The organism is Kocuria gwangalliensis, from assembly GCF_039544365.1.
Classification (GTDB): domain Bacteria; phylum Actinomycetota; class Actinomycetes; order Actinomycetales; family Micrococcaceae; genus Kocuria; species Kocuria gwangalliensis.
In genome coordinates this window covers 57,888-68,573 of record NZ_BAABLN010000071.1, presented here as the reverse complement: position 1 = coordinate 68,573, position 10,686 = coordinate 57,888, and the positions used below count along the sequence as shown (strand labels likewise).

The following is a 10,686-nucleotide window of genomic DNA, read 5'->3' as shown; positions in this document are numbered from 1 at the left end:
TACGCCTGGGCTCGGACCCGAAGACCGGCTAAAGTTTCGGTTCACCGAAACTTTGCAGTCGAGTCCAAGGAGCCGCAATGCTCAACCGCAGAACGCGGGTCCGAGCCCGGTCGACCGGCAGCCCTCTCGTGACCGCGCTGGGCCCGGCTTTCGTGGCGGCCATCGCCTACGTGGATCCGGGGAATGTGGCCGCCAACGTGAGTGCGGGCGCAAGTTTCGGGTACCTGTTGGTCTGGGTGCTGGTGATCGCCAACGTGATGGCCATGGTGATCCAGTACCTCTCGGCCAAGCTGGGCATCGTCACGGGGAAGTCCCTCCCGGAGGTCGTGGGGGAGTCGCTGCCCCGCAAGGCGCGCCTGGCCTACTGGGTCCAGGCCGAACTGATGGCGGTGGCCACGGACGTCGCGGAAGTGATCGGTGGAGCGCTTGCCCTGTGGCTGCTGTTCGGGGTTCCTCTGCCGCTGGGTGGTGTGCTTGTCGCCGTGATCTCGATGACCGTGTTATCCGTTCAGAATCGCCGCGGGCAGCGGGTTTTCGAAACGGTCATCGTGTCCATGCTGGGCGTCATCACGGCGGGGTTCCTCGCGGGATTGGTGGTGGCACCGCCCGAAGCGGGCGGAGTTCTGGGCGGCATGGTACCGCGGTTGGAGGGCTCGCAGTCCCTGGTGTTGGCGGCGAGCATGTTGGGGGCCACGGTCATGCCCCACGCGATCTACCTGCACTCGGCATTGTCCCGTGACCGACACGGGGGAGCTCACGGTGCGCAGCACACGCGGTACCTGTTGCGTGCCACCCGGGTGGATGTCGTGATCGCCTTGGTTGTCGCCGGCTCGGTCAACATGGGCATGTTGCTGTTGGCGGCGCGCAACCTCTACGGGGTGGACGGCACCGACACGATCGAGGGTGCCCATGCGGCCATCGCGGAGGCTCTCGGGCCCGCCGTTGGCGTAGTTTTCGCGGTGGGTTTGTTGGCCTCCGGGCTGGCGTCCACGGCGGTGGGTTCCTACGCCGGCGACGTGGTGACGGCCGGTTTGCTACATCGGCACATCCCGTTGTTCGCTCGCAGGATCTTCACCATGATTCCGGCGGTGATCCTGCTCGCGGTGGGTGTCGAGCCCACGGCAGCGCTCGTGGGTAGCCAGGTGGTTCTGAGCTTCGGGATCGCGTTCGCATTGGTCCCGCTCGTCTGGTTCACCGGACGACGCCGCCTGCTCGGGCACTTCACGAACGGCCCGTTGCTCTCGGGGTTCGGGTGGGCCAGTGCCGGGATCGTGGTGGTGCTCAACATCGTCTTATTGGGACTCATGGCAATTGGTGCCGCCTAGGGGCTAGCAAAACCACATAAACACACATAAGCTCACATCACATAGCGGGGAACCACTGTCGCAGCCCCAACCGTGAGGTGAAAATGTTCGCTGAGGAACGTCAAGAAGAGATCGCCCGTCACGTGGCCCAGTCCCGTCGTGTCAACGGCGCGGAGCTGGCCAAGCGATTCTCGGTGACCATGGAAACCGTGCGGCGCGATCTTGCGGTGCTCGAGAAAACCGGGAAGTTGCGCCGCGTGCACGGGGGCGCCGTGTCCGCGGATCAATCCACCAGTGGGGAGCAGGGGATCGATTCGCGCCAACGCATCAACGCCGCGGAGAAGCGGCGGATCGCGGCGGCCACCCTCGACGTCTTGGACGATTCGGGTGCGGGCGCGGTGGTGCTGGACGCCGGATCCACCGTGGAGATGGTGGCTGATCTTCTGCTGAACCGTGACAATGGTTTGTCGGGCGGCCAGGAACGCCTGATCATCACCCACGCCCTCCACATCGCGGCCAAGCTCGCTGACACGGACGGCATCGGCCTGGAGCTGGTGGGCGGGCGGATTCGCAAATTGACGTGGGCAGCCACCGGTGCGCGAGCCAGTCAGCATTACGAGCAACTGCGCCCGGACATTGCCGTGGTGGGTTGCAACGGTATCCATGCCCAATTCGGACTTTCCACCCCGGACCCCATTGAAGCCGTGGTGAAAACGGCCATCGTGCGGGGCGCTCGACGGGTCGTGGCCGTCTGTGACCACAGCAAACAGGACAGGGAAACCCTCATGAAGTTCTGTTCCCTGCCCGAAATAGACACCTTTATCACCGATCGGGCTCCGGGAGTCGAACTCTCCCGCGCGCTCGAAGAAGCCAATGTGGAGGTGATTGTCGCGTGATCATCACCGTGACACTCAACCCGTCAATCGACCGCGCCGTTGAATTGGACGCCCCGTTGCGGCGCGGCCAGGTGCAACGCGCCGTGCGAACCCGTCAGGATCCCGGAGGCAAGGGGGTGAACATCTCCCGAGCGCTGGAGCTCAGCGGGGAACCGACCCTGGCCGTGGTTCCCGGTGACAGCAACGACCCGCTGTTGACCGGGCTGGACCAGGCAGGCGTCCGCTATGAGGCGGTCTCCATCGGAGCGCCGTTGCGTTCCAACATCACCGTGACCGAACCGGACGGCACCACGACCAAGATCAACGAACCCGGCCCCGAGCTGGATTCCGGCACCGTGGACCGCATCATCGACCAGTTGATCTCCCGCGGCGCCGGAGCTCAGTGGCTGGTACTGGCCGGATCGATCCCGCCCGGACCCGCTCCCAACATCTACGCGCACATCATCAACCGCGTGCGTGCGGGTCTGGGCAGTGCAGCACCACGAATTGCCGTGGACACGTCCGGGCGTCCCATGGCCGAAGCGGTGTCCGAGACCGCTGACACCCAGCCGGACATCATCAAGCCCAACGGCGAGGAACTGGCCGAACTGCTGGGCCGCACGGACGGTGACGTTCTCGAAGCGGACCCGGCCGCGGCGGCGTCGGCAGCGCACGCCCTGATCGAACGCGGGGTGCGCGCCGTGTTGTGCACCCTGGGAGGCAACGGGGCTGTCCTGGTGACACGGGACGGCGCCTGGCACGCGGTACACCAACCCGTGGCCGTGAAATCCACGGTGGGTGCGGGCGACAGCGCGCTGACCGGATACCTCATCGCCCATGTGCGGGGGGAATCACCGCAGAACTGCCTCCGGCAGGCAGTGGCACACGGGTCCGCCGCGGCAGCTCTGCCCGGTACGGAAATGCCATCACTTGACCACACCACACCGCAAGCCGTGACCGTGACGGCTCTGCAACTGACCTAGGGCCGGGTCGGCCCGCCCACGCACACCGCGTACACCACAAGGAGCACCTATGTCGGATCTCATCAACCCCAGGTTGGTCTTGCTGGACCAAAACCTGGGTAACACCACGGAAGACGTGATTCGCGAACTCGCGAACACGGTTCACACGGAAGGCCGGGCCGAGAACGCGGACGCGCTGGCTGCCGATGCCCTGGCCCGCGAAGCCAAGAACGCCACCGGTATCCCCGGCGGCATCGGCATTCCGCACTGCCGTTCCGAGGCTGTCACGCAGGCCACCCTGGTCATGGCGCGGCTGCACCCGCCCGTCGATTTCGGCGCCAAGGACGGGCCCGCGGACATCCTGTTCTTCATTGCAGCGCCCGCCGGCGCTGATCAGGCCCACCTCAAACTGCTGTCCAAGTTGGCGCGCTCGCTCATGAAGAAGCCGTTCGTGGCCTCCCTGCGCGAAGCCGAGTCACCCGAGCGCGTGGTCGAGCTCGTGGACGATGCCCTGGGCCTGGGCGCACCTGCCGACGCCGCTCCCACCGATGAGAAGGCAACCGATAGCGTTGGCGCAGCGGCGGGTTCCACCGCTGCCGCTGCGGCGGTGGCGGGCCCCAACGCCGTGGCGCAGGACAACGCCTCTAGGGACGCCGCCTCGCAGGGCGCCGGCGAGGGTGGCCCCCGCAAACTCGTGGCGGTCACCGCCTGCCCCACCGGTATTGCTCACACCTACATGGCGGCGGATTCGCTCAAGAACACCGCGGACGAAATGGGTGTGGACCTGCAGGTCGAGACCCAGGGTTCGGGGGGCGCCACTCGGCTGGACCCGTCTGTGATCCGCAATGCGGAAGCCGTCATTTTCGCGACCGACGTGGACGTGCGCGAGCGCTCCCGGTTCGCGGGACTGCCGTACATCGCCTCGGCGGTCAAACGTGGTATCGACGAGCCCCGTGAAATGATTGACGAGGCATTGGCCGCCGCGGACAATCCCGACGCCAAGCGCGTCAGCGGTGATCAGTCGAACGCAAGTCAGACATCGGACGCCACCGAAGGGTGGGGCACCCGCATCCGCAAGGCCGTGATGACCGGTGTCAGCTACATGATCCCGTTCGTGGCCGCGGGCGGTCTGCTCATGGCCCTCTCGTTCATCATTGGTGACCCCATTGCGGTGGCTCAACAAGCGGACACGATTCTCACGACCTCGTCGCTGGGTAACCTGGGCGACGTCTCGCTGGGGATGTACATCGCGGCGGTGCTGTTCAAGATCGGCAACCTGTCCATGAGTTTGCTGGTACCGGCACTCGCGGCGTACATCGCCTACGGGCTGGCCGACCGCCCCGGTATCGCCCCGGGCTTCACCGTGGGACTGGTGGCGAACTTCATGGGTGCCGGTTTCATCGGCGGCATCGTGGGTGGTTTGCTGGCGGGCCTGTGCGCCTACTGGCTCACGTTGCCCAGGTTGCCGCGCTGGCTGGGCTCGCTCATGCCCGTGGTGATCATCCCGCTGTTGGCCACGTTGTTCGCCGGTGGCCTCATGTTCTTCCTCATCGGTGGGCCCATCGCCCTGTTCATGGAGTGGCTGACGTCCCTGCTGACCGGCATGACGGGCGCCTCCGCCATTGCCCTGGGCGCCGTGCTCGGCCTGATGATGTGCTCCGACCTGGGCGGACCCATCAACAAGGTGGCCTATTCGTTCGCCGCAGCAGGCCTGGGAGCCGCAACCGTTGCCAATACCGCTCCGCAGGAAATCATGGCTACCGTGATGGCGGCGGGCATGGTGCCCCCGTTGGGTCTGGCGTTGGCTTCCACGGTGCTCGGTCGCAAGTACTTCACGGAACAGGAACGCGAGAACGGCAAGGCATCGTGGCTGCTGGGAGCGTCCTTCATCTCAGAGGGCGCCATTCCCTTCGCCGCGGCGGATCCGTTGCGTGTACTGCCCGCGTCCATGCTGGGCGGGGTGGTCACCGGCGCGATGACCATGGCCCTCGGGGTGACCTCCGCTGCACCGCACGGTGGCATCTGGGTCTTCCTGGTCATCGGTAACTTCCTCGGCTTCATTGCCGCCATCCTGGTGGGCACCGTGGTCACCGCTGTTACCGTGATCGCGTTCAAGCACATCGGTAATGCGCGCAAGCGCGTTGCCGAGGCCACCGTTTCCGAACCAGCTCCTGTCAACGCATAAAGGTGTGAACGACATGGATTACTCACCGTCCGAAACCGACAGCACGCAGCTGCGCTACACGGGTGTGGGCGTCAGCCCCGGTCGCGTGATCGCGCCGCTGATCCCCATGGCTCCGCCGGTCGCGGCTCCCCCGGAGGGGGAGGCGCTCACGGGGGACCCCGAGAGCGCCGTCGAGCGTCTGAGTGAGGCCGCCACATCGGTGAAAACCGAGTTGAAGGAACGTGCCGAGCGCGCCCGTTCCGAGGCCGCGGCGGAGGTCCTCAAGGCCACCGCACTCATGGCGGGGGACAAAGCCCTCATCAAGAACGCCGCCAAGTTGGTGCGCAACCATTCCCTGAGCCCGGAACGCGCCCTGTGGGACGCCGCATCCGGGTATGCGGACCAGATGCGTGCCATGGGCGGTTACATGGCCGAGCGCGCCGCGGACATCGAGGATGTGCGCGCCCGCATCGTGGCCGAACTGCGCGGGATGCCCGCCCCGGGGGTGCCGCAACGCACCGAACCGTTCGTGCTGGCTGCCGAGGACCTCGCCCCGGCAGACACCGCTGTGCTCGACCCGCGGACGGTGGTCGCACTGGTCACGTCATCGGGCGGGCCGCAGTCACACACCGCGATCCTGGCTCGTAACCTGGGCCTGCCCGCCGTGGTGGCGGCCACGGGTGTGACCGACATCGAGTCCGGTACCACGGTGTTCGTGGACGGGGCGGCCGGATCGATCGTGTCCCATCCGCGAACCGAGCAGGAGCAAGCGGTCGCCGCGTGGCACAGGGTCTCGGAGCAATTGGCGAGCTTCGACGGCCACGGCGCGCTCGCCGATGGCACCGAGGTCCCGCTGCTCGCCAACGTGGGAACCGCCGACGACGCTCGTGCGGCAGCGGCCGCCGGAGCCCAGGGCGTGGGTTTGTTGCGCACCGAGTTCTGCTTCCTGGGCCGGGACACCGAACCCACCGTGGAGGAGCAGACCGAGTCCTACGTGGAAATCTTCCAAGCCTTCGGTTCGGCCAAGATCGTGGTGCGTACCCTGGACGCCGGCGCGGACAAGCCCCTGCCGTTCCTCACGGACACCACCGAACCCAACCCCGCGTTGGGGGTGCGCGGCTACCGCACGGACTGGACCACCCCGGGTGTTCTGGAACGGCAGCTGCGGGCCATTGCGGCCGCCGCGCAACAGACCGAGGCGAACGTGTGGGTCATGGCGCCCATGATTTCCACGGCGGGGGAGTCGGCGCATTTCGCCGAGCTCGTCCACGCGGCGGGTTTGGCGGTCTCCGGCGTAATGGTCGAAACCCCGGCCGCCGCGATCACGGCCGAACAGATCCTGGACCGGGTGGACTTCGTGTCCCTGGGTACCAACGACCTCACCCAGTACACGATGGCCGCGGACCGCATGCTCGGTTCGTTGGCGGAGCTCAACTCGCCGTGGCAGCCGGCCGTGCTGCGCATGATCGAGCGCACCGCGGCGGGCGCGCGGGCGGCGTCGTCGGAATCGGGTGTCCACAAGAACGTGGGCGTCTGCGGTGAAGCCGCCGCGGACCCGGCGCTGGCCGTGGTGCTGGTGGGTCTGGGCGTGGACACCCTGTCCATGAGCCCGCGCTCGCTGGCGGCCGTGGCCGCGGTGCTGGCCCGTGTGGATCTCGAGCGTGCTCGCAGTGTGGCGCACACCGCGCTGCACGCAACGAGCGCCCACGAAGCACGCGAGGCGGTTCGCGCCCAGTTGCCCGTCCTGGAAGAACTGGGACTCTGAGCGAAACATGAGGTGTGCGCGGAGACATCCGCGGATAAACCGAACACAATGGGAAACAAGTCTTGCCCGGGGTCTGCCCGGACGAGCGCCAACAATGAGGAGTTGCAATGGCAGAACGCACGGCAACCGTGGCCTCACGAGTGGGGCTGCACGCACGGCCGGCAGCGATCTTCGCGGAGGCCGCCGGTGAGTACGAAAACCTGGAAATCACCATCCGCTCCGAGGGAGAGGACACCGAGGACGGCATGGACGCCGCTTCGGTACTGTCCTTGATGTCCCTGGGGGCGTCCCACGGGGACAAAGTAATTCTCGCTGCGGACGGCGACGGCGCCGACGAGGCCCTCGACCACCTGGTCTCCATCATCGAGACCGACCACGATGCGGAATAATAATTCTGTTCACTAAGCCACTCAAGAAGTAACATATCGGGCACTGCGGATCGCAGTGCCCGATATGCCGTACAGGCGGTCACATCGCCCGCGATGCCCGATTCGGGAGTACGGTGATGCCATGGTGCGAATTCTCATTTTGGCTACCCTCATCGCGGCGGTGATCGTCACCGTGACGGCCGCGGTGTTCGGCCCCTGGGGATGGTGGATCCCCGCCGTGCTGTCCATCCTGCTGCTGATCGTGGGCATCCGTGACGCCTCCCAACGCCGGCACGCGATCCTACGGAACTTCCCGCTCCTGGGGCGCGCGCGGTACTTCCTGGAAGAGATCCGTCCCGAGATCCAGCAGTACTTCATTGAGCGCAACTGGGACGGCAAACCGTTCAACCGCGATCAGCGCTCATTGATCTACTCGCGCGCCAAAGGCTTCAAGGGCGACAAGGCCTTTGGCACGGAACTCAACGTCAATCAGCCCGGTTACGAATACTTCGTCCAGTCCATTGCGCCCAAGGCCGCTCCCGAAGTGGAGCACCGCGTGCGCTTGGGTGGTCCGGACTGCACGCAGCCCTACGACGCCTCGCTGCTCAACATCTCCGCCATGAGCTTCGGATCGCTGTCCAAGAACGCCGTTCTCGCCATGAACAAGGGTGCTGCGCAGGGAGGGTTTGCACATGAAACCGGTGAAGGCGGACTCACCCAGTACCACCTGCAGTACGGTGCCGACCTCATCTGGGAATTCGGCTCGGGGTACTTTGGCACCCGCACCGCGGACGGGCGCTTCGACCCGGAGAAGTTCCGGGAGAAGTCCAACCTGGAACAGGTCAAGGCCATTACGATCAAGCTGTCCCAGGGCGCCAAGCCCGGCCTGGGCGGTGTGCTGCCCGGTACCAAGGTCACGGCGGAGATTGCCGAAGCCCGCGGGGTGCCCGTGGGAGAAACCTGTATTTCCCCGGCAAGCCACTCCGCCTTCACCACACCCCGCGAACTGGTTCGCTTCATAGCGCAGTTGCGTGAACTGTCCAACGGCAAGCCCATCGGCTTCAAGCTGTGCATCGGCTCACGCGTGGAGATCCTGGCGATCTGTAAGGCCATGATCGAAGAGAAGACCACCCCGGACTTCATCATTGTGGACGGCTCCGAGGGCGGCACCGGCGCCGCCCCCCTCGAGTACCAGGACCACGTGGGTACCCCGCTGACCGAGGGCGTGATCCTACTGCACAACGCCCTGGTCGGCTCCGGTCTGCGCGACCGCATCAAGATCGGTGCCGCGGGCAAGGTGATTTCCGGTCACGACATTGTGCGTCACATCATTCAGGGCGCGGATTTCTGCATGAGCGCTCGCGCCATGATGATGGCCGTCGGCTGCATTCAGGCGCAGAAATGTCACACGAACAAGTGCCCCGTGGGCGTGGCGACTCAGGATCCGCGGTTGTACCAGGCCCTGGACGTTGCTTCCAAGGGTGACCGGGTGGAGCGTTACCACCGCCTGACCGTTGAGGAGACCGGGCAGATCATCGCCACCATGGGCTGTGACCGTCCGGAGCAAATGACCCGCGAGATGCTACGCCGTCGGATCACCGCGACGGAGAGCATCTCGTACGAATCGCTGTACCGCTGGCTCGGCCGCGGCGAATTGTTCGAGGGTGTTGAGGGCGGCTGGGGCGAGGACTGGGAGTACGCCAACCCGGATCGCTTCACCTCCGGGCACCCGGGTAAGTACGTGTACAACGACCGCACCGAATTCACGGGCCGGGGCGAAGCCACGGAGGGCCGCGAAATGGCCATGGCCGGCGCCAACCGGGGCTCCGTCTCGGCCACTGCGCGGGACCGAACTGCCCAACCCACGCGCACGACCGCTCAGGGCACGGGGCAGAGCAATGCGGGCACGACCAACCGCCCCGAGGGACAGCCCGGCACGGCACCCGGCGCTCAGCACACGGTGCGGGACCCCGGCACACGCGACGACCACGTGGATCCTGGGGACGAGGATAGTGTCAGCCCGGACGTAGACTAGAGTCCTGTCAGCCACTCGGAGGCGGCGTCGCTGACTGCGGCGTCGCCTCCGGCGCTGCGTCATCAGTCACAGAACCAGGATTGAGAGAGCCTTGCGAGAATTCACGGCACGCTTTGCCACCGATGAAGAAATCCGCGGGTGGGACTCCCACGTCACGGCCAATCCCTCCGGCGGCAACCTGTTGCAGTCCCGGGCTTTCGCGGAGGTCAAGAAGGACCACGGGTGGGCGCCGCGTTACGTGGTCTACGAGGCCACGGATGGTTCTCAACCCAGCTACAACCTGGCCCTCGAAAAGAGCGTCCCGGGCCTGGGCAGGATCTGGTACATGATCAAGGGACCGGACGTGGAGTCCATCGACGACATGCCCGCGATCGTCGAGGCCAACAGGAAGTTCGTGGCGGGTGCCGCCAAGGGCGTGTTCGCCATCAAGTACGAACCCGAGATCCTTGCCTCCGACTACGCGAGCGGTCTACTCGCTCGCTGCGGGCTCGTGAAGTCCTTTGAGATCCAGCCCAATGATTCCACCGCGGTACTTGACACCACCCCGGATGAGAAGGCGCTGCTCAAGTCCCTGCACTCGCGTGGACGTAACGCCGTGCGCCGCGCCACCCGCGAAGGCTGTGAGGTGGAGCGTGTGGAGCTCACCGAGGAGAACATGCGCGCCATGTACGCGCTCATGGATTCCGTGGGTCAGGGACACGCCAAGGTCACGCTGCGTTCCTATGAGTACTACCGCGCGTTCTGGACCAATTTTGCCGAGCGGGGTCAGGGGCGGCTGTACTTCACGTATGAGGACGACGAGCCCTCCGTGGGAGCGTACGTGATCGCGTATGGCTCCAAGGGCACGTACAAGGACGGCGGTTCCACACCGCGCCGTAAGCAGTACGGCGATTCCCACTTGGTGCAATGGCGGGCCATCCTGGACCTCAAGGACGAGTGCGACATCGAACAGTACGACTTCTGCGGTACCCCTCCCAGCGATCAGCTCAAGAACAAGGATCACCATTACTACGGTCTGGGTTTGTTCAAGACCAGCTTCACCAAGACGGTCGTGGACTACGTAGGAGTGTGGGATCAGCCCCTCAACAAGGCCAAGTATGCAATGTGGGCCAACATTGGTGAGAAGGTACAGCGCCAGCTCTGGGTACGCAGGACCGGGCAGCCGTTCTACTGATTCGTGATGGCTTGAAACCCGTCCGTACACCGTAAGACA

The 10,686-nt window shown here is 65.6% G+C and carries 8 protein-coding genes; all 8 read left to right on the top strand.

Annotated features, from left to right (window positions below):
* Positions 1–77 precede the first annotated feature (77 nt).
* The 8 genes from ABEA06_RS14375 (at position 78) to ABEA06_RS14340 (ending at position 10,647) form a co-directional block, all read left to right on the top strand.
* A complete protein-coding gene (locus ABEA06_RS14375) occupies positions 78–1,325 on the top strand; it encodes an Nramp family divalent metal transporter (protein WP_303382327.1) in 1,248 nt (415 codons plus the stop codon).
* 83 nt (positions 1,326–1,408) lie between these two features.
* Positions 1,409–2,200: a DeoR/GlpR family DNA-binding transcription regulator gene (locus ABEA06_RS14370; protein ID WP_303382328.1), complete on the top strand. Its 792-nt coding sequence runs from the start codon at positions 1,409–1,411 to the stop codon at positions 2,198–2,200.
* Positions 2,197–3,162, top strand: coding sequence for a 1-phosphofructokinase family hexose kinase (locus ABEA06_RS14365; protein ID WP_312395691.1), 966 nt, complete (start codon positions 2,197–2,199; stop codon positions 3,160–3,162). The genes ABEA06_RS14370 and ABEA06_RS14365 overlap by 4 nt, the downstream gene beginning before the upstream one ends.
* A 49-nt stretch (positions 3,163–3,211) precedes the next feature.
* A complete protein-coding gene (locus ABEA06_RS14360) occupies positions 3,212–5,326 on the top strand; it encodes a PTS fructose transporter subunit IIABC (protein WP_345311946.1) in 2,115 nt (704 codons plus the stop codon).
* A 13-nt stretch (positions 5,327–5,339) separates the two neighbouring features.
* Entirely contained in the window at positions 5,340–7,070 is a 1,731-nt protein-coding gene (ptsP, locus tag ABEA06_RS14355) for a phosphoenolpyruvate--protein phosphotransferase (RefSeq protein WP_345311945.1), read from the top strand.
* 107 nt (positions 7,071–7,177) lie between these two features.
* Positions 7,178–7,459 (top strand): HPr family phosphocarrier protein, encoded by a 282-nt coding sequence (locus ABEA06_RS14350; protein WP_303382332.1) that lies wholly within the window; start codon positions 7,178–7,180, stop codon positions 7,457–7,459.
* A gap of 121 nt (positions 7,460–7,580) precedes the next feature.
* Positions 7,581–9,473: an FMN-binding glutamate synthase family protein gene (locus ABEA06_RS14345; RefSeq protein WP_345311944.1), complete on the top strand. Its 1,893-nt coding sequence runs from the start codon at positions 7,581–7,583 to the stop codon at positions 9,471–9,473.
* 91 nt (positions 9,474–9,564) lie between these two features.
* A complete protein-coding gene (locus ABEA06_RS14340; protein ID WP_345311943.1) occupies positions 9,565–10,647 on the top strand; it encodes a lipid II:glycine glycyltransferase FemX in 1,083 nt (360 codons plus the stop codon).
* Positions 10,648–10,686: the final 39 nt, after the last annotated feature.

What these genes read in the sequence shown, in the direction of transcription:
- ABEA06_RS14375 (WP_303382327.1), top strand. Translation starts at nt 78, where the DNA reads ATGCTCAACCGCAGAACGCGGGTCCGAGCCCGGTCGACCGGCAGCCCT.
- ABEA06_RS14370 (WP_303382328.1), top strand. Translation starts at nt 1,409, where the DNA reads ATGTTCGCTGAGGAACGTCAAGAAGAGATCGCCCGTCACGTGGCCCAG.
- ABEA06_RS14360 (WP_345311946.1), top strand. Translation starts at nt 3,212, where the DNA reads ATGTCGGATCTCATCAACCCCAGGTTGGTCTTGCTGGACCAAAACCTG.
- ptsP (WP_345311945.1), top strand. Translation starts at nt 5,340, where the DNA reads ATGGATTACTCACCGTCCGAAACCGACAGCACGCAGCTGCGCTACACG.
- ABEA06_RS14350 (WP_303382332.1), top strand. Translation starts at nt 7,178, where the DNA reads ATGGCAGAACGCACGGCAACCGTGGCCTCACGAGTGGGGCTGCACGCA.
- ABEA06_RS14345 (WP_345311944.1), top strand. Translation starts at nt 7,581, where the DNA reads ATGGTGCGAATTCTCATTTTGGCTACCCTCATCGCGGCGGTGATCGTC.